Source organism: Marilutibacter penaei, from assembly GCF_014145395.1.
GTDB lineage: Bacteria > Pseudomonadota > Gammaproteobacteria > Xanthomonadales > Xanthomonadaceae > Marilutibacter > Marilutibacter penaei.
Genome location: NZ_JACHTE010000001.1, coordinates 438,026 through 459,862, shown reverse-complemented (window position 1 = coordinate 459,862; position 21,837 = coordinate 438,026). Strand labels below are relative to the sequence as shown.

General features: G+C 70.8%; 23 protein-coding genes. 10 read left to right on the top strand and 13 right to left on the bottom strand.

Features of this window, described 5'->3' with window-relative positions; translation table 11 throughout:
- Window positions 1-114: 114 nt before the first annotated feature.
- A complete protein-coding gene (locus H4F99_RS02035; protein ID WP_182668034.1) occupies window positions 115-582 on the bottom strand; it encodes a hypothetical protein in 468 nt (155 codons plus the stop codon).
- Window positions 583-680: 98 nt separating this feature from the next.
- Window positions 681-1,061: a YchJ family protein gene (locus H4F99_RS02030; protein WP_182668033.1), complete on the bottom strand. Its 381-nt coding sequence runs from the start codon at window positions 1,059-1,061 to the stop codon at window positions 681-683.
- Between the two features lie 68 nt (window positions 1,062-1,129).
- On the opposite strand from H4F99_RS02030, the gene H4F99_RS02025 reads away from it, so the two are divergent.
- On the top strand, window positions 1,130-1,864 hold the full coding sequence (locus H4F99_RS02025; protein ID WP_182668032.1) for a UPF0149 family protein: 735 nt from the start codon (window positions 1,130-1,132) through the stop codon (window positions 1,862-1,864).
- Between the two features lie 9 nt (window positions 1,865-1,873).
- On the opposite strand, the gene H4F99_RS02020 is transcribed toward H4F99_RS02025, so the two are convergent.
- Window positions 1,874-2,143: a YkgJ family cysteine cluster protein gene (locus H4F99_RS02020; RefSeq protein WP_182668031.1), complete on the bottom strand. Its 270-nt coding sequence runs from the start codon at window positions 2,141-2,143 to the stop codon at window positions 1,874-1,876.
- A 30-nt stretch (window positions 2,144-2,173) separates the two neighbouring features.
- Window positions 2,174-3,028, bottom strand: a complete 855-nt coding sequence (gene aroE, locus H4F99_RS02015) for a shikimate dehydrogenase (RefSeq protein WP_182668030.1) — start codon at window positions 3,026-3,028, stop codon at window positions 2,174-2,176.
- A gap of 43 nt (window positions 3,029-3,071) precedes the next feature.
- On the opposite strand from aroE, the gene H4F99_RS02010 reads away from it, so the two are divergent.
- The gene (locus H4F99_RS02010; RefSeq protein ID WP_182668029.1) at window positions 3,072-3,971 is read left to right on the top strand and encodes a PD40 domain-containing protein; all 900 of its coding nucleotides are present in this window, start codon (window positions 3,072-3,074) and stop codon (window positions 3,969-3,971) included.
- Window positions 3,972-3,975: 4 nt separating this feature from the next.
- Here H4F99_RS02010 and hemB read toward each other — a convergent pair whose 3' ends face one another.
- From hemB to H4F99_RS01990, 4 genes are all read right to left on the bottom strand, one after another.
- Window positions 3,976-4,965, bottom strand: a complete 990-nt coding sequence (hemB, locus tag H4F99_RS02005; protein ID WP_182668028.1) for a porphobilinogen synthase — start codon at window positions 4,963-4,965, stop codon at window positions 3,976-3,978.
- 54 nt (window positions 4,966-5,019) lie between these two features.
- Complete coding sequence (locus H4F99_RS02000) at window positions 5,020-5,268, bottom strand: hypothetical protein (protein ID WP_182668027.1); 249 nt, start codon at window positions 5,266-5,268, stop codon at window positions 5,020-5,022.
- A gap of 112 nt (window positions 5,269-5,380) precedes the next feature.
- Window positions 5,381-6,403: a chorismate transformation FkbO/Hyg5 family protein gene (locus tag H4F99_RS01995; RefSeq protein ID WP_182668026.1), complete on the bottom strand. Its 1,023-nt coding sequence runs from the start codon at window positions 6,401-6,403 to the stop codon at window positions 5,381-5,383.
- Window positions 6,400-7,848, bottom strand: coding sequence for an NAD(P)/FAD-dependent oxidoreductase (locus H4F99_RS01990; protein WP_182668025.1), 1,449 nt, complete (start codon window positions 7,846-7,848; stop codon window positions 6,400-6,402). The genes H4F99_RS01995 and H4F99_RS01990 overlap by 4 nt, the downstream gene beginning before the upstream one ends.
- A gap of 108 nt (window positions 7,849-7,956) precedes the next feature.
- Between H4F99_RS01990 and H4F99_RS01985 the strand changes: the two genes are divergently transcribed.
- From H4F99_RS01985 to H4F99_RS01955, 7 genes are read left to right on the top strand one after another with little or no spacing between them, the layout of a single operon-like run.
- On the top strand, window positions 7,957-8,226 hold the full coding sequence (locus H4F99_RS01985; RefSeq protein WP_182668024.1) for a phosphopantetheine-binding protein: 270 nt from the start codon (window positions 7,957-7,959) through the stop codon (window positions 8,224-8,226).
- A 16-nt stretch (window positions 8,227-8,242) separates the two neighbouring features.
- Window positions 8,243-8,950: a COG4648 family protein gene (locus H4F99_RS01980; RefSeq protein ID WP_182668023.1), complete on the top strand. Its 708-nt coding sequence runs from the start codon at window positions 8,243-8,245 to the stop codon at window positions 8,948-8,950.
- A gap of 56 nt (window positions 8,951-9,006) precedes the next feature.
- A complete protein-coding gene (locus tag H4F99_RS01975) occupies window positions 9,007-9,303 on the top strand; it encodes an ApeI family dehydratase (protein WP_182668022.1) in 297 nt (98 codons plus the stop codon).
- On the top strand, window positions 9,300-10,250 hold the full coding sequence (locus tag H4F99_RS01970) for a lysophospholipid acyltransferase family protein (protein WP_343064118.1): 951 nt from the start codon (window positions 9,300-9,302) through the stop codon (window positions 10,248-10,250). The genes H4F99_RS01975 and H4F99_RS01970 overlap by 4 nt, the downstream gene beginning before the upstream one ends.
- A complete protein-coding gene (locus H4F99_RS01965) occupies window positions 10,225-10,902 on the top strand; it encodes a LolA-related protein (protein WP_220480986.1) in 678 nt (225 codons plus the stop codon). The genes H4F99_RS01970 and H4F99_RS01965 overlap by 26 nt, the downstream gene beginning before the upstream one ends.
- Entirely contained in the window at window positions 10,902-13,238 is a 2,337-nt protein-coding gene (locus tag H4F99_RS01960; RefSeq protein ID WP_182668021.1) for an MMPL family transporter, read from the top strand. Before H4F99_RS01965 ends, H4F99_RS01960 begins: the two co-directional genes overlap by 1 nt.
- Entirely contained in the window at window positions 13,235-13,672 is a 438-nt protein-coding gene (locus H4F99_RS01955) for a hotdog family protein (protein WP_182668020.1), read from the top strand. Before H4F99_RS01960 ends, H4F99_RS01955 begins: the two co-directional genes overlap by 4 nt.
- Window positions 13,673-13,696: 24 nt before the next feature.
- Here H4F99_RS01955 and H4F99_RS01950 read toward each other — a convergent pair whose 3' ends face one another.
- From H4F99_RS01950 to H4F99_RS01930, 5 genes are all read right to left on the bottom strand, one after another.
- Window positions 13,697-14,734: a DUF481 domain-containing protein gene (locus tag H4F99_RS01950; protein WP_182668019.1), complete on the bottom strand. Its 1,038-nt coding sequence runs from the start codon at window positions 14,732-14,734 to the stop codon at window positions 13,697-13,699.
- Between the two features lie 72 nt (window positions 14,735-14,806).
- Complete coding sequence (locus H4F99_RS01945) at window positions 14,807-15,349, bottom strand: DUF4136 domain-containing protein (RefSeq protein ID WP_182668018.1); 543 nt, start codon at window positions 15,347-15,349, stop codon at window positions 14,807-14,809.
- A gap of 123 nt (window positions 15,350-15,472) precedes the next feature.
- Entirely contained in the window at window positions 15,473-16,633 is a 1,161-nt protein-coding gene (locus tag H4F99_RS01940) for a BamA/TamA family outer membrane protein (protein ID WP_182668017.1), read from the bottom strand.
- A 19-nt stretch (window positions 16,634-16,652) separates the two neighbouring features.
- Window positions 16,653-17,435, bottom strand: coding sequence for a transporter (locus H4F99_RS01935; RefSeq protein WP_182668016.1), 783 nt, complete (start codon window positions 17,433-17,435; stop codon window positions 16,653-16,655).
- Between the two features lie 839 nt (window positions 17,436-18,274).
- The gene (locus H4F99_RS01930; RefSeq protein WP_182668015.1) at window positions 18,275-20,707 is read right to left on the bottom strand and encodes a tetratricopeptide repeat protein; all 2,433 of its coding nucleotides are present in this window, start codon (window positions 20,705-20,707) and stop codon (window positions 18,275-18,277) included.
- Between the two features lie 182 nt (window positions 20,708-20,889).
- On the opposite strand from H4F99_RS01930, the gene H4F99_RS01925 reads away from it, so the two are divergent.
- Window positions 20,890-21,837, top strand: coding sequence for a SphA family protein (locus tag H4F99_RS01925; RefSeq protein ID WP_182668014.1), 948 nt, complete (start codon window positions 20,890-20,892; stop codon window positions 21,835-21,837).

Sequence of the window (21,837 nt, the reverse complement as noted above, 5' to 3'; positions counted from 1 at the left end):
GTGGGCAAGCCCAGGCGCGATGCAAGTCGCGCCTTTTTTTGCGTGTCGATCACGCCGGCCGACGGAGGTCCACGATGCCGGCCCTGTCGGGCGTCAAGCCGCGGCCCTCGCGCGTCATAGCGTGTCGCAGATGAGCGTCGTGCCGTTCGTGCTGCGCTCGACCAGATGGAAACCTTCATCGGTGATGACATAGAAGTCGGTGGTCATCCCGTCGGGCTTCTGTTCGATGTCCGGTGCGATCGGGTTGACGACCAGCAGTCGGCTGTCGCGCCGGTAACACACGCCGTTACGGGATCCGCCGTCGCCGGGTACGAAGGCCTGCCCGGTCTCGACGTCGATCGCGGCGATCTGCTGGCAGCCGGTGCCGCAACCGTCGATGGCCAGCACGTACGTGCCGGCAAAATCGGCGTTGCGGCCAATCGCACGCTCGAGCAGCGGACTGTATTCGCCGTCCGTGGGGGGAATGACCCGGGCCAGCACCTGTCCCGACGTCGCCGTTGCCGGGAAATCCTCGAAGCGAGGCTCGGCCGCCTGCGCGCAGGTGGCGGTCAGGCCCACGGCCAGGAAAAGGATCAGTCGCATGGAGGCCCCCTGTGCTCGACATGGCGGCACGGTCAACGGTGCCGATACGGCCATCTTGGGCGCTGCACCCGGTCGCGTCCAGCGACGTGCCCCCGGCCTCAGCCGATGTCCACCTCGCCATCGAGGTAGAACCACCGTCCGTCGACCCGGCGGAAACGGCTGGTTTCCCGGTGCCGCACGGCGCGTCCGCCTCCGACCCGGTAGCGTGCGACGAACGCAACCACGGCGCGATCCGGCCCCTCGGCCTCATGGCGTTTCACCTCCAGCCCCAGCCAGCGCACCCCCGCCTCCAGCGCCACGACCGCGGGTCGCGTGTCCGGGTGCCAGCTGTCGAGCAGGTAGCCGTCCAGTCCGAGTACGTAGGCGCTGTAACGTGAACGCATCAGGGCGGCCGCGTCATCGGCCACGTCTCCGCGGTGCAGCGGGTGGCAGCAGGTCGCGTATGCGCGGCCGGTGCCGCAGGGGCAGGGCAGGTCCATGACGCCATTGTCGGTGCCTTCCGCCCCGACCGGCTACCATGCGCGCTCCCCTCGACAGGTCCGACGCCATGACCGTGCCCGCTTACCTCGACGACGCGCAGATCGAACACCTGGCCGAGCTGCTGGAGCAGCGGGCGGTGCCGTTCAAGGGTTTCAACCTGGAGGCGCTGGACGGCTACCTCAGTGCCCTTGCGGTCGGTCCGGTCGACCCTGCGGCCGAGCGCTGGATGCCGACGGTGTGGGGCACCCCACCGCGGTGGGCCGACGAGGCCGAGCGGCAGGCCGTCGAGGACCTGCTGCAGGGCCACCTCAACATGGCGCGCTCGCGGGTCCGCCATGGCGGCGACGAACTGCCCGACCACCTCGCGCCGCTGTTGTGGCTGCCGGAACACCCGGAGGAGGGCCTGCCGGAGGACGTCGACGAGGACGAGCTGGACGTCGGCGCCGACTGGGCGCTGGGGTTCTTCCGCGGCGTCGAACTGGCGGAGGCCGAATGGGAGGCGTGGCTGGACGAGAACGAGTGGATCGACGAAGTGTTCATGCGCTTCGACCAGCTTGCGAGCGGCGAGGTGGTCGGTGAGGATCCCACCGCCGAGCCGGCGCCGCTGTCCTACCGCGAACGGCTGGAGATCATCGCGGCGCTGCCGGACATGCTGGCCGACCTGCACCACCACCGGATCGACGCGTTGACCCCGCGCGAACCGATCCGCAAGGCCGATGAGCCGGCCCGCAATGCCCCTTGCCCCTGTGGCAGCGGCCGCAAGTACAAGAAATGCTGCGGGGCGGCGGCCAACGACGACTGACGCCTCCGGTCATCCGGTCGAGGAAGGCGGGCGGGTCAGCCGTTCGAGGCGGGCCAGCAGCGCCATCGCGTCCCCGCGGTCGCAGCCGCACATCGCCGGCTCCGGTCGCAGTGACGCGCAGAATGCCGGCCGCTCCGGCCGGCCGAACAGCCGGCAGCGCATCGCATCGTCAAGTTGCACGCAGGGCATCCCCGCGGGCTTGCCATGCGGCATGCCCGGGATGGGCGAGGTGATCGACGGCGCGATGCAGCACGCGCCGCAGCCGTTGCGGCATTCCACGGCGCGTCGGGGGGCGGTGCGTCCCGGGCGTCAGTCGCCCGTCGACAGGGACGCGTAGGTGCCGCGCAGGTCCTTGTAGACCGCATCGGTCGAGGGGCGCACGCCGTGCCAGCGCTGGAAGGCTTCGGCGGCCTGCTCGACCAGCATGCCGAGACCGTCCACGACCACGTCGGCGCCGGCGGCGCGCGCCCAGGCGAGAAACGGAATCGCAACCTCGCCGTAGCTGAGGTCCACCGCGTCGGCACGCGGCGCGACCAGCGAACTGGGCAGGAAGGGCAACGCCGCCTCGCGTGCGGCCGACGTGGCATTGACGATCAGGTCGAAGCCACCGAGGTTGCCGAGGTCCTCGAAGTTGCGCGGATGCACGCGGTCCGGCTCGCCGAGCGCATCGGCGAGCGCGTCGGTGCGCGCCGGGGTGCGATTGACGATAAAGAGCGACTTGATGCCGGCATCGAGCAGGGCCGGGGCCACGCCGCGCGCCGCGCCACCGGCACCGATCAACAGCACTTTGCGGCCGCGCAGGTCCTGGCCGTGGCGTTCGGTGAGGTCGCGCACCAGGCCCAGGCCATCGGTGTTGTCGCCCTGCCAGCCGGTTTCCGTGCGGAGCAGGGTGTTGGCGGCGCCGCAGCGGATCGCGCGATCGGTCAGCGACTCGCACACCGTCGCGGCGTGGACCTTGTGCGGCAGGGTGATGTTGGCGCCCACGCCACCGCCCGCGGCGAACGCGGCCAGCGCGGCGTCGAACTGCTCCGGCGTGGCGTCGATCGCCGTGTACTCGAGCGCGATGCCCCGCTGCCGTCCGAACGCGGCGTGGATCCGCGGCGACAGGGAGTGCGCCACCGGATGTCCGATGACGGCAAAGCGCTTGATGACGGTTTCGCTCATGTGGGCCTCGCTTAGACTGATGGAAACATACAGGGATTCCGGGATGTCGCCCTTCCTCGCCGGTCTGTCGTCCAGTCTACTCCTCGCTTCGTCAACGGCAGGTGCCCAGGGCCTGTCCGAGTACGGCATCGAAGGCATGCACGTGGTGTCCACCGCGGCGGCCGAAGGCCACGCCAGCGTGAGCGCGGACGGGCAGCGCATCGTGTGGGGCGCGGTCGGCCGCGACGGGGGAGCGGGTGGCATGGACCTGTGGCAGGCGACGCTGCGCGAGGGGCGCTGGCAGGACGCACGGCCGCTCGACCTCAACACCGCCGCGAACGAGTTCGACCCGATGCTCAGCCCCGATGGACGCTGGCTGTACTTCTACTCCAACCGCGAGGGCGGCCAGGGCGGCGATGACCTGTATCGCGCGGCGCTGCTGGAGGACGGGGACTTCGGCCCCGCCGCGAACCTGGGTGCCGGGGTAAATACGGCGGGCGACGAGTGGGCGCCGATGCCGGGGCCGCAAGACGGTCAACTGCTGTTCGCCAGTGACGGCCATGGCGGCGAGGGCGGGCATGACCTGTTCGTGGCCCACTGGGACGGGCAGCGTTTCGGCGCGCCCACGCCGGTGGCGGGTGCGATCAATACCGCTGTCGATGAGTTCGATGCAGCGTGGATTGCGGGGGGCGCCGCACTGGTCTTCGCACGCAGCGATGCGGCGAACGAGGCCCCGGTGCGCGTGTTCGTCGCGCAATGCGACGGCAGCGGCTACGCGGAGGCCGTGCCGCTGGACCTGTCGTTCAACAGCCCCGAAGGAACGACCTTCGCGCCAGCCCCAGACTGGAGCAAGCCCGGCGAGCTACTGGTCAGCGGCATCGCCCGCGCACCGCGCGCCGGCAAGCTCGACATCTACCGCACGGGCACGCCCCGGGCCACCGGCATCGCCGGTTGCCTGGACTGAGGCTTCAGGCTTCGCGCAGCCAGCGCGCTGCGTCGAGGGCGAAGTAGGTCAGTACGCCGTCGGCGCCTGCACGCTTCATCGACAACAGGGCTTCCATCGCGCAGGCGCGTTCGTCCAGCCAGCCGTTCGCGGCGGCGGCCTTGAGCATCGCGTACTCGCCGCTGACCTGGTAGACGAAGGTGGGCGCCCCGAACGCGTCCTTCACCCGGCGGACGATATCGAGGTAGGGCAGGCCCGGCTTCACCATCACCATGTCCGCACCCTCGTCGAGGTCGAGCCCGACCTCGCGCAGCGCCTCGTCCGAGTTGCCCGGGTCCATCTGGTAGGTCTTCTTGTCGGCCTTGCCGAGCGCGCCGGCGCTGCCGACGGCATCGCGGAAGGGGCCGTAATAGGCGCTGGCGTACTTGGCGCTGTAGGCCATGATCCGGGTGTGGAGCTGGCCGGCGTCTTCCAGTGCGGCGCGGATGGCGCCGATGCGTCCGTCCATCATGTCGCTGGGCGCGACCACGTCGGCGCCGGCTTCGGCGTGCGACAGGGCCTGCTTCACCAGCGCCTCGACAGTGGCGTCGTTGAGCACGTAACCCCCGTCGTCGAGCAGGCCGTCCTGGCCGTGCGAGGTGTAGGGGTCGAGCGCGACATCGGTGATCACCCCGAGCTGCGGGAACCGTTGCTTGAGCGCGCGGATCGCGCGCTGGGCAAGGCCGTCATCGGCCCAGGCGGCCTCTGCCGTGAGCGACTTGGCTTCGGGGGCGGTGACCGGGAACAGCGCGAGCGCCGGGACGCGCAGCTCGCTGGCCTGTTCGGCGACGCGCAGCAGCGCGTCGATCGACAGGCGCTCGATGCCGGGCATCGAGGGCACTTCGGCGCGGCCGGCCGGCTCGTGCACGAAGACCGGGTAGACGAGGTCGTCGACGGTCAGCGTGTGCTCGCGCATCAGCCGGCGCGAGAAGTCGTCGCGGCGCATCCGCCGCATGCGGGTATCGGGGTAGGCCATCGGCGTATTTTACGCGGCCCGGGCGGATGCGGCGCGCCCGGGCCGGCCGTGGACTCAGAGCACGCCGCCGCCCAGGCCCAGGCGCCAGATCGCCACGAAGATGACGATGCCGTTGATCACCAGGCCGGCCTTGGCGCGGCCGCGTCGCTCGCTGCGGGTGAAGAGGATGCCAATCGCGGCGATGATCGCGCCGATCGATGCGAACGGGATCAGCAGCCAGTTGGTGATGCCGATGACCGGTATGAGCGCGAGGATCATCCAGATCATCGCGACGATGCCCCACAGCAGGCTGATCAGTCCCATCGCCAGGTGTCTCCCGTGCGGCCCGGACGGGCCTTCCAGTGCAGTATGGTGGCGCAGCCGGGGCGATCAAGCCCGTCCCGAAGGTCATCGTCTTCCGGCCATGCGCCCGGCCTCAGGGGCCGTGCACGCCATCGATCTCCATCCGCAGGTCGCGCCGGCAGATCGCGGCATGCAGCAGCAGGCGCGGCACGCGGTCGCCGAAGCGTGTGTCCAGCAGGCCGGCCACGGTCTCCAGTTCCTCCGCGTCGCGCACGTAGACCTTCAGGTGGGTGCCGCGGCCGAAGTCGGCAGGCAGGCCCGGCGACACCGCGCGCGCGGCGGACAGCAGGCTGTCGAAATTGGCGAGGGTCTCGTCGAATTGGTCGCGGACCGAGCCGGGGTGCCGGGTTTCATGACCCACGACGGCGGCGGTGCCGGACAGCAGCAGGGGCATGTCGCTGCCGGCGGGCGGCAACATCGCGCGCGCGAAGCTGGGCGGTTGCGGCCCGTACTGTCGCGGGTAGCGGTAGGCGCTGACCTGGCGCGGGTTTTCCAGCGGGGTGCCGGGCAGGCGCGCGGCCAGCCAGTAGACCTGCAGGCGATGCGCGCCATCGGTGCGGCCGATCGCCGTGGCCGCCGGCAGCTTGCCCGTGCGCAGCGCGCCTTCCACCGTGCTGATCCCGCGCGCGCGTCCCACGCAGAAACGACGGTAGCGCTCTTCGTCGCCGTCGCCGCCGGTGATGTCGGCCAGGTAGTTCCAGGTCCGCAACAGGTGCGGATAACCGCGTGCGCGGATCGAGGCCTCCAGCCGCCGGTAGGCTTCGAAAGCGGCGCTTTCGATGTCGCCGGACCCGTCCACGAGCGCTTCGTCGAGTTCGATCGCGCCGAACATCAGCGCCCCGTCCGCGGCCCAGGCGAGCGCGCCCTCGCGGCCATGCTGCACGCGGCCGCCCGTGCGCCAGACCTCGAAGGGCGCATCGCCGAGCGGATGGAGGCCCAGGCGGAGGTAGCGGGGATCCCCGTGCGCCGGCGCATCGGGGCCGAAGCCCAGCACGGCCAGGACCGTGGGGTCGTCCAGCAGCCGGGACAGTCCGGTGCGGACGTAGGTGACCTCGAGGCGGGGCTGGCCATCGGCGAGGCGGGGGTGCGCGCTCATCGTCCCGCCTCGGCGTCGGCGGTATCCAGCGGCAGTTCCACCGCCCCGGATCCCTCGCCGGTCATGGGTGCGGCGTGGTGCAGGGTCTCGCCGCCATCGAAACGCACCCGTGCCTGCCGGCGCCGCTGCCACCACCCCCGCAGCGCCGAGGGTGCGAGCCGCAACGCGGTGAGGGCATAGATCCAGCGGAACAGTCGCAGGCGCCGGAGCACCCGTGGGTTGTCGAACACGTCGCCGGCCAGCATCGAGATCACCGCCTGCTCCACCTGCCAGGTGTTGTGCGGGTGGTTGAAGAGGTGCCGCATGACCGGGGTGTTGAAGCGGTAGATGAACCATTGGAAGTGGCGCAGGCCGCGCGTCAGGCGGTCCGCCATCGCCCGCTGCAGGGCGGCTTCGCGCGACGGGACGCGCAGGCTGCCGTCGACCACGTCCGCCGCGTGCTCGGCACTGTTCATGCCCAGGTAGACACCGGAGGAAAAGACCGGGTCGACGAAGGCGTAGGCATCGCCCACCATCAGCCATCCGGGGCCGTGCATGCGCGTGCAGGTATAGGAGTAATTGCCGGTGACGTGCACGTCGCCGACCCGTTCGGCGCCGCGCATCCGCATCGCGACCTGCGGCTGCGACAGCAGGGTCTTCATCAGGAATTCGCCGGTATCGCCGTGCCGCTGCTTCAGGTACTCGGGAAAACACACGGCGCCGACGCTCATCACGTCACCGGGCAGCGGGATCAGCCAGATCCAGCCGTGCTCGAAGCGCTGCACCGTGATGTTGCCGGCATCCTCGCCCGGCCGGCGTTCGACGCCCCGGAAATGGCTGAAGATCGCGGCCGACTGGTGCGCCGCGTTCTTGCGCTTGAGCTTGAGCTGGCGCCCGACCACCGTGTCGCGACCGCTGGCATCCACCAGGTAGCGCGGCGCGAAGGAACGCATGGCCCCCGCATGGTCGCGCGCATGCACCCGCGACGGCCGGCCATCGGGCCCGAAGGCCACGCTGTCCACCCGCACGCGCTCGCGCCCGTCCACGCCCCCGGCCCGGGCATGCGCGAACAGCAGGCGGTCGAAATCCTCGCGACGGACCTGGAAGGCATGGTCGAAGGCGGGGTCCAGCGCACGGGCGAAGTGGAAGGTGTTGTAGATGCCTTCCCGGCCCGGCTCGCCGCTGATGGGGAACTCGGCGCCCGGCTTGTGGGTGCCGATGGCGCGGACCTGCTCCAGCACGCCCAGCCGCTCGAGGATCGGCAGGTTCTTCGGCAGCAGCGACTCGCCGATATGGAAGCGCGGGTGGGCATCCTTCTCGAGCTGGATCACGTGCCAGCCCTTGCGGGCCAGCAGGGCGGCGGCGGTGCTGCCGGCGGGGCCGCCGCCGATCACCAGCACATCGCAGGCTTCGGGAGCGGCGGGGGTGGGCGCGTCGGGGCCGCCCGCATGGACGTGCTGGATCATCCCTCCATGATAGCCGCCCGGACCCCGTCCCCGGCGGCATGCTTGCGCTGGCGGGCCGGATGCCGGATCGTGGCGCATCCCGCCACCGCCGTACTGATGGAAACCTGAATGTCGCAACAAAGCCAAGCCGAGCAGGAGCTGGCCCAGCTGCTCGTCGATAGCCTGAATCTGGAGGAGGTCGACCCGGCGTCCATCGATCCCGAAGGCGCCCTGTTCAACGAGGGCCTCGGCCTGGACTCCATCGACGCGCTGGAACTGGCGCTGGCGATTTCCAGGACCTACGGCTTCCAGCTGCGTTCGGACAGCGAGGAGAACCGCCGCATCTTCGCGTCGTTGCGCGCGCTGTCCGCCCACGTCGAGGCGAACCGGACCGCCTGAGCGGCGCACCGTCGCGATGGACAGTCTGCTGCCGCGCATCGCGCTGGCGCTGGCCTATCCCTGGCTGGCGCACTGGGCCGCCCATGGCGGTGGCGGACCGGTCGCGGCGCTTGCCCTGTTCGACCTCGCCCTGGTGGTCCTCGTCGATGGACTGCTGAAGGCCCGGCCCCGCGCGTGGCTGGTCCTGGCGGCGCTCGCGCTGCTGCTGTGGAGTACGCGCCACACCGCCCTGCCGAGGGTGCTGCTGCTGGCGCCGCCGATGCTGTTCACCGGGCTGGCGGGGCTGGTGTTCGCGCGCAGCCTGTGGGACCCGCGCGGGGCGCTGATCACCCGCATCGTGGCCGGCATGGAACGATGCGGGGTCGATGCGCTGGCACCGGACCTGCGGCGCTACACCCACCGCCTGAGCGCGGTCTGGGCGTGCGTGCTGTTGCTGCTGTGCGCCTGCAACGGGGTGCTCGCTGCGATCGCGGTCCCCGGCGGGGCCCTCGACCTGCTGGGTGTCCAACCCGCGTTCAGCATCAGCCGGGCGCAGTGGTCGCTGTTCGCCAACCTGATCAACTATGGGCTGGTGGTCGTGCTGTTCCTCGGCGAGTACGCGTACCGGCGGCGACGCTTCCCGGAGCGGCCGTACCGGCATTTCGGCGAGTTCCTGCTGATGATGGGGCGCTTGGGCGCGGACTTCTGGCGCGACCTGTTCAGCCCGCGCGGCGGCCCCCGCTGAATCCGCCAGCGGCCGGGCCACGCTATCCTGTGCCGATCCTGTCGTCCGCAGCACCCATGCAGTTCACCGTTCCCACCGACCACCCCTGCCTGCCCGGCCATTTTCCTGGCGACCCGCTGGTGCCCGGCGTGGTCATCCTCGACCGCGTGGTCGAGGCCGCGGCCATGCGCTCAGCGAGTGGCACTGCCGCGATCGGCTGGGAATGGCCGCAGGTGAAGTTCCTGCAGCCGCTCCGGCCCGGCCAGGTCGCGCGCGTCGTCCTGCAGGAGCGGGCCGGCGCGGGCTGGCGCTTCGAAGTCTGGCGTGACGAAAGCCTGCTTGCCCGGGGCGAGCTCCGGGCGGTGGTCCCGTGAGCGCCGCCCTGCCGACCCGCGGCAGCGACTGGAAGCAGCGCCCGGAAGGGGGCAGCCGTTTCGCGATCTGGGTGATCCAGATGATCGCCCGACACCTTGGTCGCGGCGTCGCCCGCGCCTGCCTGTACCCGATCACGGCGTACTTCGTGCTCACCCGTGGCCCCGAGCGTCGCGCGTCGCGCGCGTACCTCAGCCGTGCGTTGCGCCGCCCCGCGGGCCTGCGTGACGTGGCCCGCCACATCCACACCTTCGCCGCGACCATCCTCGACCGCGTCTACCTGCTCGGCGGCCGCTGGGAGGATTTCGACATCCGGGCGCAGGGACTGGACGCCGTGCACCGCTACATGGATGCCGGCCGCGGCGTGCTGCTGTTCGGCTCGCATCTCGGCAGCTTCGACGGCCTGCGCGCGCTGGCCACGCAACGGCCCGACGTGACGGTCCGGGTCGTGCTCGACAAGCGCCACAACCCCGCGGTCACCCAGGTGATCGAAGCCCTCAACCCCGAGCTGGCCCGCAACATCATCGATGCCGGCCAGGACGGGCCGTCGATCGTGCTGGCGATCCAGCAGGCGGCCGCCGAAGGCGCACTGGTCGCCGTGCTCGCCGATCGCGCGCGGCCCGGCGAGCCCACGGTCGATGTCCCGTTCATGGGGCGCCCGGCGCCCTTCCCGACCGCCCCGTGGATGATCGCCGCGGTGCTCGGTCTCCCGATCGCGCTGGCATTCGGCCTGTACCGGGGCGGGCGGCGCTACGACCTGGTTTTCGAGGCGTTCAGCGACGGATTGTCAGGGTCCCGCGGAGATCGTCGCGCCGCCGTGGACGAAGCAGTGAGGCGCTATGCCGGGCGCCTGCAGCACCACGCCCATGACGCGCCCTGGAACTGGTTCAACTTCTATGACTTCTGGCAGGACGACACCACCGATGGCACGCCCGACGCGCGCGATTGAACGGGCCCTGGCGTGGCTGGCCCTGCTCGCGGTGCCGCTGGTGACGGCCGGGGCCCCCGTGGCCGCTTCGACCGATGCCGCCGCGGATATCGACTGGGTGCTGGCGCGCATCGTGCGTCCGCCGCCGGCGCAGACACCGTTCCTCGAACTGCGCGGCTCCGCGATGCTGCAGGCGCCCCTGCGCGTGGTCGGCGAGTACCGGCGGCTGGAAGGCGACGCCCTGGTCCGCGACGTGCTGCAGCCCTATCGCGAGACCACCACGATCACCGACGACGAGGTGGTGATCGAACGCGCCGGCCGCACCGCGCGGCGCTTCCCGATGTCGCGCGCGCCTGAACTCGCGGGGCTGCGCTCGGGCTTCGGGGCCCTGCTCAAGGGCGACCGCGCAACCCTCGAACGGCACTACGAGGTCGCCGTCGATGGCCCGCGCAACGGGTGGGTGCTCACCCTCGTGCCGCGCGACGCCGCACTGGCCGCGCGGCTGCATGAGGTCGTGCTGCGGGGCCGCGGTGCCGAACTGCGCTGCATCGAGACCTGGCCGGCCGGCGGTGACGCCCAGCGCAGCCTGCTGGCCGGCGCGGTGCTGGAGGCCGGCGACGCGATCGACGCGGCCGGTCTCGCCGCGGTCTGCCACGGCGACACCAACGGCTGATGGGCGGCGCCACGCGCACCGGCCTGGCGCTGCTGTGGCTGGCCATACTGGCGATCATCGCGACCTGGATCGGCATGCAGCTGCAGGTCAGCGGCGACCTGCGGCGCTTCATGCCGGAGGCGCGCACCTCCGAACAGAAGCTCCTGCTCGAGGAGATGGGCGAGGGCCCGGGCGCGCGGCTGCTGCTGGTCGCGCTGTCGGGTGACACGCCGGACGTGCTGGCCGCGCAATCGCGGGCGATGCACGAAACCCTGCAGGCGGACGCCCGTTTCGTCTTCGTCGCCAACGGCGAACAGCAGGGACTCGAAGCGATTCCCGACCCCCTGTTACCGTACCGCTATCTGTTGTCGCCGATGCTCGACACCCAGGCGCTCGACCGCGACATGCTTGCCGACGCGCTCGACCAGCGCCTGCAGGACCTCGGCTCGCCGGCCGCGGGCCAGATCGAACCCCTGCTTCCGCGCGACCCGACCCTGGAAACGCTGCGCCTGGCCGAAGCCTGGATGCCCGCCAGCGCGCCGGACCTGCTGCACGGGGTGTGGTTCACCGACGGCAACGACGGGCCGCGCGAAGCGCTGTTGCTGCTGGAAACGCGTGCCGGGGGCTTCGATCCGGAAGCGCAGCAGGCCGTCCTGTCCGCGGTGCGCACCGCCTTCGACGCTGCCTCCGGTGACAGTCCGGCGACGCTGACCGTCAGCGGGCCTGGCGTGTTCTCGGTCGAGATCGGCGCCCGCACCCGCCGCGAAGCCACCGCCTTCGGCACCGCCGGCGGCATCGGTTTTGCGTTGATGCTGTTGCTCGCTTACCGCCGCTGGCAGGTGCCGCTGCTGGCCGGGCTCCCGGTCGCGAGCGCGGGCCTCGCCGGGCTGGCGATGGTCGTCGCGTTGTTCGGCGATCGCGTCCACGGCATCACGCTGGCGTTCGGCTTCACCCTGATCGGCATTGCCGCGGACTATCCCATCCACCTGCTCAGCCACCTCCGGCCCGGGCGAACGCCCCGCGAAAGTGCGCGCCTGATCTGGCGGACGATGGCGACCGGCGTCGCTTCGACCTGCCTGGCGTACCTGACCTTCTTCGTCTCAGGCGTGGACGGCCTGCGGCAACTGGCGGTGTTCACCATCACCGGCCTCGCGACCGCGGCGCTGGCGACCCGGTTCCTGCTGCCGCCGCTGCTGGGTCCGGTCCGGCGCGATGTCGCCGATGTGCCGCTGGCCCGGCACCTGCACGCGGGACTGGCGGCACTGCCGCGCCTGAAATCGCCGCTGCTGCTGGCCCTGGCGGGCCTCGCCGCGGCCGTCGTCGTGTTCCTGCCCGGCGTGTTCTGGCAGAACGACCTCGCGCGCCTGACCCCCGTGCCCGAGGCGCAACTGGCCCGCGACCTGGCGCTGCGTCGCGCCTTGGGTGCGCCGGACGTGCGCTACCTCATCGCGATCGAGGGCGCCGATGCCGAGGCCGTGCTGCGCGCCAGCGAGCACCTGCAGGCGCCGCTGGACGCGCTGCGCGTGCAGGGCGCGATCAGCGGGTTCGACATGGCGGCGCGCTACCTGCCCAGCGCGGCCACCCAGCAGCGTCGCCAGGCACGACTGCCGGACCGTGCCACGCTGCAGGCCGAACTCGACGCCGCGATCGCCGCCACCCCGTTCCGCGCGGATGCCTTCGCCCCCTTCGTCGACGACGTAGAGGCGGCCCGCACCGCCGCGCCACTGCAGATGGCCGACCTCGTCGATACGCCGCTGGAGGTGCAGGCCGGTGGCCTGCTGCTGGAGCGCGAAGACGGTGCGACCGCGCTGGTCACCCTGGCCGGCCTCGTCGATCCGCGCGCGGTTGCCCACGTCGCCGCGGCCAACGGCGCGCGGCTGGTGGACCTCAAGCAGGCCTCCGAGTCGCTGGTGGCCGCCTACCGCCAGCGCATCCTGTGGGCGCTCGGCCTCGCCGTGCTGCTGCTCGCGGCCGGCGTCGGCATCGTCCTGCGGCATGCCCGCCGTACCGCGCGAGTGATGGCACCGATGCTGGTCACCACCCTGGTCGTACTGGCGGTGCTGCGCCTGTGCGGGGTCGAACTGAACCTGTTCCACCTCGTCGCGTTGATGCTGGCCGCCGGCCTGGGCCTCGACTACGCCCTGTTCTTCGACCATGCCGGGCACGACGCCGCCGAGCAGCGGCGCACCCTGCACGCGGTCGCGGTCTGCGCCGCGTCGACGCTGATGGTGTTCGCCCTGCTGGCGCTGTCCTCGATCCCGGTGCTGCGCGCGATCGGCAGCACGGTGGCGCTCGGCGTCCTGTGCAACCTGCTGCTGGCGCCGCTGGTGGTCCGCCGCCGCGAGGGCATGGCATGAGTGCGCCCGCCACGCTCGATCGCGCCGGCATCCTCGCCCGCATCCCGCACCAGGGCCGCATGTGCCTGTGGGACGCGGTGGAGGGTTGGGACGCGACGCATGTCTGCCTCAGCACGCTGCGTCATCGCGAAGTCGACCATCCGCTGCGCCATCACGGCCAGTTCTCGGCCGTGCACCTGTGCGAATTCGGCGCGCAGGGAATGGCCGTGCACGGCGGCCTGCTCGCCGAAGCGGGCGCCCCGCCGCGACCCGGGCGGCTGGTCGCCTTGCGCGACGTGCGCCTGCAGGTCGCGCGCATCGACGATCTCGCGGGTCCACTGGTGGGCGAGGCCACGCTCATGGCGAACGGCGAGGCCAGCCAGCTCTACCGCTTCCGCATCCTGCATGCGGGCGTGGAGATCGCGACAGGTCGTGCCACCGTGGCGCTGCTCTGACCGGCCCGGCGGGGACCGCCTGTCCTAGAACTTGTAGCCCAGCGAGCTGTTCAACGACCAGTCGTTCTGCGCCGCATCCTCGCTGACCGGCTTGTTGTCCTGGCTGCGGATGTAGCTGAGTTCGAAGTAGAGGTCCTTGACCAGCTCGTAGCGCGCCTTGGCGGTCAGCTCGCTGCGCAGGCGCCCACTGACGGTGAGACTCGGGAACAGGTTGAGCTCGAGGGACAGGTCCACTTCCGGATCCTGGAAGCGGAAATACTCGTACTGGAACTGCAGCAGCGCCTCGAAACTCTCCTGGCGGCCGCGCGCGTCGTAATGCTCGCGGGTGAACACCAGTCCGCCGATGGTCCCGAAGGCCCGGTTGGCGTCCTGCACCCAGTAACGGCCCCGGCCCACGCCTGCCAGCGACCGCAGGTTCAGGTCGAGCTCGTCGTTGCTGGTGAAGCCGGCAGTCGCGGCCCAGAACCAGCGTTCCGGACGCAGCCAGCGGTAGATGCCGTCCACGTCCTGCCGGTCCGATACCGGGTTGTTCGCCGATTCGGTACGCGCGCCCTCATAGGTGACCGTCCAGCTGCGTTCCGGTGCGCGGTAGGTCATGTCGCCCGAGAGCGTCACCTGGCGGTTGTCGTTCGCCGAGGCCGCGCTCAGGCCGATGCTGGCATGGCCGTCGATGTGGTCGATCCAGCGGCCCTCGGACAAGGGCGTGATGCGAACGATGTCGTCCAGCGCCAGCGGCGCCTGCGGGGTGGCACTGGCGTCGTCATCGGTGCCGAGGACCACGCTGCCCGGTTCGGCGGGTCGGCTGGCATGGCCGTAGCTGCGGTCGCCATCCAGCTGCTCGACCTCGAGGTACTGCTTGGTTTCGATCCGCGCCACTTCGGGCCATTCGATCGAGAGCGTGCCCGCGGCGTCGGTGCTGAGGCGGAGGATCCCGCGCTCCAGGCCCTTGATCTCGCCGGTGATGCGGTCCCCGTTCTTGAGGATGATGACGTCCGTTTTCGGCGCGGCATGCGCACCGCTGCACGCGAGCAGCAGCGCGCCTGCGACGAAGAGCGCAGGCATGCCGCGCCTTCCGTGCCGGACCGGGCCACGGAAGGCGGAAGGCCACGCACAGGCGCCGCGCCCGTCCATCGATTACTGCGGCGGGAAGCCCGCGAACATCTCGCTGATGCCGGCCTGCACCTGCTCGGTGAGCTTCTGCGGGTTCTCCGGGATGGTGCCGGTCGCGGTGCCGCGCCAGATCGCCTGCTTGCTCGCGGTGTCGAACATGTCGACCACCAGGGTCCCTTCTTCATAGGTCCGCACCGAGGTCGACGAATAACCCATGCCCATGCCGCCGTACATCCACGGGCTGCGATAGCCCCAGCCGCCCCACATCGGCGCGTCGTAGTAGGTGTCGATGTCCTGCTTCTGCTGGGTCGACGCACGCGCGACCACGGTCACGTCGCCGTTGTCGGTGACCTTTCGCCAGCCCTTGGCGGCCAGTTGCGCATCGATCATCTCGACCACGCGCTGCTGCGCCAGCGGCGACATGCCCTGCAGGTCGGCACTCCAGGTGTAGGTGCTGTACTGGCTGAAGTTCGCGGTCGGCGCGTGGTCGGTGTAGACCCGCGGCGTGCTGGCGCAGGCCGCGAGCGCGGCGGTCAGCAACAGTGCGGCGAAGTGCTTGGCGTTCATGGAAACTCCGTCATTGAGGGCAGGTGCGTGAACAGGGGCAGGATACGCCCGCCGCGGGTTGCGGGCATGTGAAGCCGGCGTGCACGGGGGCCGTGCAGCGCGACGTCTCGCCGCCGGCTGCGTTCAGAACGCTTCGCCGATCGAGAAGTACACCGCGTCGCCGTCCTTGCCGCGCGCGTAGTCCAGGCGGATGTTGACGTTGTATTCGGTCGAGGCCTTGAAGCGCAGGCCCAACCCGCCGGACGGCAGCAGGTCGTCGAACCGGTAGTCTCCGAACGACGGCGCGACGTCGCCGACGCCGGCGAAGAACACCGCGCCCCAGCGGCGCGCGAACTGCCAGCGGTACTCGCCCTGGAAGGCGAGCAGGGTGTAATCGCGGAACTGGCCGCCCTCGTAGCCGCGCAGGTCCGCGCCGGAGCCGAACAGGCACAGGTCGAAGAAGGGCGCGTCGTCGCCGGCGGAGCAGGCGTAGCCACGCAATGCCAGCACGCCGTCCGGGCCCAGCGGCCGGTAATGGTTGGCCGCCACGGTGGCCTTGGCGTATTCGCGGTCCGAGCCCCAGCCGTCCAGGTTCCACATCGCCGCCGCGTCGACGTACAGCCCGCGGGTCGGGCCGGTCTCGGCGTCGCGGGTGTCGTACTCGTAGACCAGGCCGGGGCCGGCCAGCGCCATCTCGAGCTCCGGGGTGGGGATCTCCACGCCGATGTCGTCCGGCAGGTCCAGCGGGATCCGCGTCGTCATGTCGACCTGCTGCAGGCGCAGGCCGAGGAAATGCGACTCGGCGACCTTGCGCAGCAGGTCGACGCGGTAGAAGGTCGGCTTCTGTTCGATGTCGATCGAACGCCCGCGATCGGCGGCCGCCTCGCCGATGCCGTAGAACTTCAGCTGCAGCTCGGCCTGGGCGGCGAGCGCGGTCAGCCGCCAGCGGTCGCCCCCCAGGTAGGCCTTCTGGAACAGCCCGCCGCCGCGGCTGCCGTTGTCCGTCCACAGCGCGCCGGCCCCCGTCATCCACGGCCGCACGCTGCCCTCGGGCTGGTAGAACACCACCGCCGCCAGCACCACGCCGGTGCCCAGCGCTGGGTTGGCCTGCGGGATCGGCAGCACGACGAAGCTGCGGCCATCGTGGTCCTCGCGACCGGCACGCAGCTGCTCGGCCTCCTCGCGTCCGGGCGTGTTGGCGACCGAGACGTCGGCGCCGCGGGCGGGGGACGCCAGGCCCGCGAACAGCACCAGGCCGCACGCCAGCGATGTAGGCAAGGCCCCGCTTGGGGCGGACGCGCTCATCCGTGGGCGCCCCGCGGCCTCACTTGGGGAACAGCAGGGTGAAGGTGAAGCGCAGGCCCCAGTCCGGGCCGCCGCTGGGCTTGTCGAGGTAGGCGCGCACGCCGCCCTGGTAGCTGACCATCTGGCTGCCGATCTTCGAGACCTTCGAGTACTGGATGTTCAGCGGGAGGGTCCACTGCTCGGCTTCCCAGTCGTAGGTGGACTCCATGTTGACCGCCAGGGTGCGGCCGCCGCTGAAGCCGCGGGCCACGAAGGGCTGCAGGAAGGTCGAGTTGATGTCCACGCGGCGGCTGCCGCCCACGTCGACCAGGTGGTTGACCAGGCCGCCGTAGGTCCAGCCGTTCTTCTGCCAAAGGAACACGCCGGTGGGGCCGAGGGCCCAGGTGTCGGCGCCGAGGTCGTCGGTGCCGGTGGGGATCAGCGCGGCCGGGCCGACGCCCCAGATCAGGCCGCTGTCGGTCGGCGCCTTGGGTGAGAAGAAGATGCTCTGCACCGTGTCGCCGAAGCCGGCCTGGTCGGTGCCGGGGCGCACGTCATTCTGATAGGTGATCGGGATGATCGTGCGCGAGATCATGTTCCAGTCTTCGGAGATCGAGACCGGGATCACCGGTTGCACGTTCAGGGTGTAGCGGTAGCCCTCGTCGCCGAAGGTCTCGTCGTAGTTGAACTGCATCGGCACGCTGATCAGCGCGGCGACCGGGTTGGAGAGCTGCTTGGCGAGCTCGTCGGCACTGGGCTCCTGCGCCGGCGCGAGGGCAGGCATCAGCAGCAGGGAGAGGGGGGCGAGTGAGCGGATGCGCATGGGGGACGTCTCTGTCGGATGGGGCGGGCAGGGGCGCGGCGATGCCACGCTCGAGGGCAGCTTGGTAAAGAGGGTGTGCAGCGATTGTGAAGATCGCCTTCACATGGTGGATCGACACGTCGGTAACGCCGTCGACGCCCTCCTGGAGGGCGTTAACGGAGCCCGGAGCGGCATTCAGGGAGCAGGAACGCTCCGGCGCTGGCGCATTTATGTCCAGGCGCGGTCCGTTGGGCTCCGTCGGTGGTGATGTTTTGTCCAGCGACGCCCTGCTCCGGGGCATTGACGGTGCCCAAGGGCTCCGTGCGTGGACAAAAACTGTCCACGCATGGTGAGGAATTGTCCAACGTCGGTGCCCAGAGGCGCGCCAATGCACCCGAAAGGGAGGGTGTCAGAAATTTTGTGGAGGGTGTCAGAAATTTTGTGTGCAGGGCCTACTCTGGAAAGACTAAGGAGCGGGCCATGACCAAGAAGAAGGGATGGGGAGGCAAGCGTGAGCTTCCCCCGGTGGTGGAAATACCGAAGGAACTGATGGAGCAGCTGGTGCCGGGGCCGATGACGCCCGAGGGGCTGGAGGCGGGAGGATGTCGGGGATGCCGGCATCCGGTGCCCTCGGGGGCGAATGTCCCCCGGCCTCGGCCAAGCCGAGGCCTCCTCCTTGATTTCGTCCCCAAGGACACCGGACGCCGGCATTGCCGGGGGGCAGCGGTGGGGGGGCGCTTCCCCACCCGGGCCGATGCCCCACCGCGCGCGCTGTCCAGGCGGCCCTGCACACGCAAACCGTACACGCCGTGCACCCCTTCTCCGCGTGCAGGGATATACACGTCCAGGGCTGCCCGACCTCAGTCGAGGACCTGGGCCAGCTGGGCGCTGCGCGGATCGTCGGGCGCGGCGGCGCGGAAGCGCTCGGCATGACGGCGGGCCGCGGCGGTGTCGCCGGTTTCCAGCGCGTAGGAGGTCCGGGCGAACAGCAGCTCGGGGTCATTGGGGGCGACGTCGAGCGCGCGGTCGAGCAGCGGGATCGCTGCAGCGGCGCCGGACTGCGAATGGACGGCGACCGCGTGCACGTAGGCGTAGCGGGCGTTGCCGGGCGCGGCGTGGGCGGCGCGGGCGAGCAGGTCGATGGCGGCACCGGTCTGGCCGCCGCGCACGCGCTGCAGGCCCAGGGCGTGCAGCAGGGCCGGATCGTCGGGGGCCAGCGCGAGGCCCTCCTCGAGCACCTGGCCGGCCTCGCCGTCGCGGCCGGTCGCGCGCAGCAGGTCGGCGAGGTTGGCGCGGGCGGGGACGAAGGCGGGGTCGCGGCGCATCGCCTCGCGGTAGGCAAGCTCGGCACCGGCGGCGTTGCCGGCGCGGCCATGGAAGACGCCGAGGTTGAGGTTCGCCTCGGGTCGTTCGAGAGTCGCGCGCTGGGTCGCCAGGTAGTCCTCGATGGCACCGGCGACCGCGGTGCGGCGGGCGGTGGGCACGCGATCGGCCGGTGCCGCGGCCAGCACCAGGCCGGCGGTCGCGCGCACCGCGAGGCGCGGGTCGTCGGCGACCTGCAGGGCCCCGAGCGCGGCCTCCGGCGGCGCCTCGGTCAGGGCCTCGACGGCGGCGAGGCGGACCAGGGCACTGTCGTCGCGCAGGCCGGCGTCGATCGCCGCCAGCAGGCCGCGGCCGGGGAAACGGCGCAGCTCTTCCAGCGCGGTGGCGCGCACGATCGGCGGCACCGTGGGGTCGTCGAACAGGGCCTGCAATTGTTGCGCGGCGTCGGCACCGCCGCTGCGTGCCGCATGGAAGGCCGGGGCCCAGTGCTGGAAGCCCGGCTTGGGCGGGCCGTGCCAGCGTTCCAGCGCGGCCGCGGCCCAGGCGTCACCCTGTCCGGCGTGGCAGGCCTGGCAGGCATTCGGCGTGCCGATGGCGACGCTCAGGTCGGGGCGCGGGATGCGGAACGAATGGTCGCGACGCGGGTCGACGACCATGTAGGTGCGCTCCGGCATGTGGCAGTCCACGCACTGGGTGCCGTCGCCCGGACGCTCGCCCAGCGTCGCTGCCGGCACCGGCGAATGCCGGTGGTGGGCGGGCGTGTCGAAGGTCGACGGCGCGTGGCACTGGGTGCAGTTGGCATTGCCTTCGAAGCGAAGTTTCGCGGTGTGCGGGTCGTGGCAGTCGCTGCAGGTCACGCCGGCGGCGTGCATCTTCGACTGCAGGAAGGAGCCGTGGATGAACACCTCGTCGCGCTGCTGGCCATCATCGAAATACAGCCCGGCCGTGAGCAGCGAGGGCAGGTGGGTGTCGAGCAGCTCGCCGGTCGGGCCGGGGGTGGTGCTGATGCTGGCGCGGCGCGAATGGCAGACCGCGCAGGTCTCGGTCTCGGCGTGGTGCGCCAGCGGTTCGCTGCGGCGCACGTTGCCGGTGCCGGCGACCGCCACCCAGGTGCCGATGTCGCGCGCGTCGAGGCGGATCGACAGGCCCTTGTGGGCGACCGCGGCGTCGGCGCCGCCCTGCGCCCAGGCGACGTGCTGGCTGGCCGGACCGTGGCAGCTTTCGCAGGCGACGTTGATGTCCTGCCAGGTCGTCGCGTAGCGGTCGTCGGTGGCGTCGTAGTTACGGCGCAGGTCGGTCGAGTGGCAGTCCGCGCACATGAAGTTCCAGTTCTGGTCCCGACCGGTCCAGTGCAGCGGATCGTCGTGGGCGATCGCCTCGTCCGGGTACAGGTGGAACCAGCGCTGGCCCCCGGCGTCCGCGGGGCGGCTGTCCCAGGCGATGCCGAGCGCCTGCAGGCGGCCGTCGGGGAAGGCGATCAGGTACTGCTGCAGCGGCTCGACGCCGAAGGTGTAGGCGACCTGAAAGTCCTGCAGCGTGCCGTCGGGGCCATCCGTGGTGACCCAGAACTCTTCGCCCTTGCGGAAGAAGCGCGAGCTCACGCCGTTGTGCTCGAAGCTCGCGTCGTTGAAATCGCCGAGCACCGTGCCGGCATCGGCGTGCTGCATCGCGCGCGCGTGCTGCGAGGTTTTCCAGGCCTCGGTCTCGGGCGCGTGGCAGCCGGCGCAGGTGTCGGCGCCGACGTAGTGGGCGTCGGCCACGGAAGCGGGCGGCGTGACAGCGGCCGTCGTGGGTGCGGTATCGCGCATCGCCCGCCACGCGAACCACGCGGCAATCGCGGTGGCCAGCAGGACGAGCACCACGACCAGCCACGGGAAACGGCGGGCGACCGGCCCGTCGCCGGTGCCGGGGGTCTCTGGCGGGGCCGCGACGTTCGCCTTCGTGCGGTCGCGGCGTTGCTTCTTGCCCATTCACGTCTCCGTCTGACGCAGGGAGGATGCGTGACCCCGGCCGATGCGGCAAGGCGGTACCGCAAGACGGCAATGCGTGTCTCGCGTTTCACATCACTTTGATCACGCGTCCTTCACGCTCGCGCGCATCGACGGCACGGGGGCGTCGAGGCAAGCCTTCCCCATGCAATGGAGTGGACACGATGCGCGCCTTTCCCGCCACCCTCGCCCTGGCCATCCTCGCCCTGTCCGCCGCACCGCGGGTGCAGGCGACCGAAGGTGGCATCGGCCGCCCGATCACCGGCATGCAGGCCGCGTCCTACTCGGGCCTGATCCCGCCCACGCCCGGTTTCAGCACGCAATTCTCTTACCTGCACTACGGCGGCGACATCGGTGCCAGCCGGGAAACCCCGGTGGGTGGCGGCGCGGCGTTGGGACTGGATGTTTCGCTCGACCTGTTCCTCGCGACGGGTATCTACATCTGGGATACCGGCGAAGGGCGCTGGAACTTCGCCTCGATGCTGACCGTGCCCTTCATCTCGGCGGATGCCGACGCCGACTACCGCATCGGCACCATCAGCGGGTCGATCAGCGACAGTGACAGCGGCCTGTTCGATGCGTACTTCGCCCCGGTGATCGCCAGCTACCACATCGACGAGATGCGTCACGTGTCGCTGGCGATGTACATCTATGCGCCCACCGGCAGCTACGAGGCCGGACGCCTCGTCAATCCGGGCCTCAATACCTGGACGTTCTCGCCGACGGTCGGCTACACCCACCTGTTCCAGCAGGGCACGCTTGAGTGGAGCACCACCGCGGCCGTCGACTTCTACACCGAGAACGACGACACCGACTACCAGAACGGCGCGGTGTTCCGTGTCGACAGCCTGCTGGTCAAGCGCACCGCGAGTGGCTGGGGCTATGGCGGCGTGGCTGGCTGGATCCAGCAGGTCGAGGATGACGAAGGTGGCGTGATTGCCAGTCGCGATGGCTTCAAGGGACGCGCGCTGGGCCTGGGCCCGATCGTCACCTATGCGCACAAGTGGGACGGTGGGCAGGTCGAATTTGGCCTGCGCTATGTCAACGAGTTCAACGTGCGCAATCGCCCGGAAGGCGATGGCGCAATGTTGACCGCGAGCCTGCAGTTTTAG

Bases quoted from the DNA above. Each gene is read 5' to 3' on its own strand.
- H4F99_RS02035 (WP_182668034.1), bottom strand. From the start codon at position 582: ATGCGACTGATCCTTTTCCTGGCCGTGGGCCTGACCGCCACCTGCGCG.
- H4F99_RS02030 (WP_182668033.1), bottom strand. From the start codon at position 1,061: ATGGACCTGCCCTGCCCCTGCGGCACCGGCCGCGCATACGCGACCTGC.
- H4F99_RS02025 (WP_182668032.1), top strand. From the start codon at position 1,130: ATGACCGTGCCCGCTTACCTCGACGACGCGCAGATCGAACACCTGGCC.
- aroE (WP_182668030.1), bottom strand. From the start codon at position 3,028: ATGAGCGAAACCGTCATCAAGCGCTTTGCCGTCATCGGACATCCGGTG.
- H4F99_RS02010 (WP_182668029.1), top strand. From the start codon at position 3,072: ATGTCGCCCTTCCTCGCCGGTCTGTCGTCCAGTCTACTCCTCGCTTCG.
- hemB (WP_182668028.1), bottom strand. From the start codon at position 4,965: ATGGCCTACCCCGATACCCGCATGCGGCGGATGCGCCGCGACGACTTC.
- H4F99_RS02000 (WP_182668027.1), bottom strand. From the start codon at position 5,268: ATGGGACTGATCAGCCTGCTGTGGGGCATCGTCGCGATGATCTGGATG.
- H4F99_RS01995 (WP_182668026.1), bottom strand. From the start codon at position 6,403: ATGAGCGCGCACCCCCGCCTCGCCGATGGCCAGCCCCGCCTCGAGGTC.
- H4F99_RS01990 (WP_182668025.1), bottom strand. From the start codon at position 7,848: ATGATCCAGCACGTCCATGCGGGCGGCCCCGACGCGCCCACCCCCGCC.
- H4F99_RS01985 (WP_182668024.1), top strand. From the start codon at position 7,957: ATGTCGCAACAAAGCCAAGCCGAGCAGGAGCTGGCCCAGCTGCTCGTC.
- H4F99_RS01980 (WP_182668023.1), top strand. From the start codon at position 8,243: ATGGACAGTCTGCTGCCGCGCATCGCGCTGGCGCTGGCCTATCCCTGG.
- H4F99_RS01975 (WP_182668022.1), top strand. From the start codon at position 9,007: ATGCAGTTCACCGTTCCCACCGACCACCCCTGCCTGCCCGGCCATTTT.
- H4F99_RS01965 (WP_220480986.1), top strand. From the start codon at position 10,225: ATGGCACGCCCGACGCGCGCGATTGAACGGGCCCTGGCGTGGCTGGCC.
- H4F99_RS01960 (WP_182668021.1), top strand. From the start codon at position 10,902: ATGGGCGGCGCCACGCGCACCGGCCTGGCGCTGCTGTGGCTGGCCATA.
- H4F99_RS01955 (WP_182668020.1), top strand. From the start codon at position 13,235: ATGAGTGCGCCCGCCACGCTCGATCGCGCCGGCATCCTCGCCCGCATC.
- H4F99_RS01950 (WP_182668019.1), bottom strand. From the start codon at position 14,734: ATGCCTGCGCTCTTCGTCGCAGGCGCGCTGCTGCTCGCGTGCAGCGGT.
- H4F99_RS01945 (WP_182668018.1), bottom strand. From the start codon at position 15,349: ATGAACGCCAAGCACTTCGCCGCACTGTTGCTGACCGCCGCGCTCGCG.
- H4F99_RS01940 (WP_182668017.1), bottom strand. From the start codon at position 16,633: ATGAGCGCGTCCGCCCCAAGCGGGGCCTTGCCTACATCGCTGGCGTGC.
- H4F99_RS01935 (WP_182668016.1), bottom strand. From the start codon at position 17,435: ATGCGCATCCGCTCACTCGCCCCCCTCTCCCTGCTGCTGATGCCTGCC.
- H4F99_RS01930 (WP_182668015.1), bottom strand. From the start codon at position 20,707: ATGGGCAAGAAGCAACGCCGCGACCGCACGAAGGCGAACGTCGCGGCC.
- H4F99_RS01925 (WP_182668014.1), top strand. From the start codon at position 20,890: ATGCGCGCCTTTCCCGCCACCCTCGCCCTGGCCATCCTCGCCCTGTCC.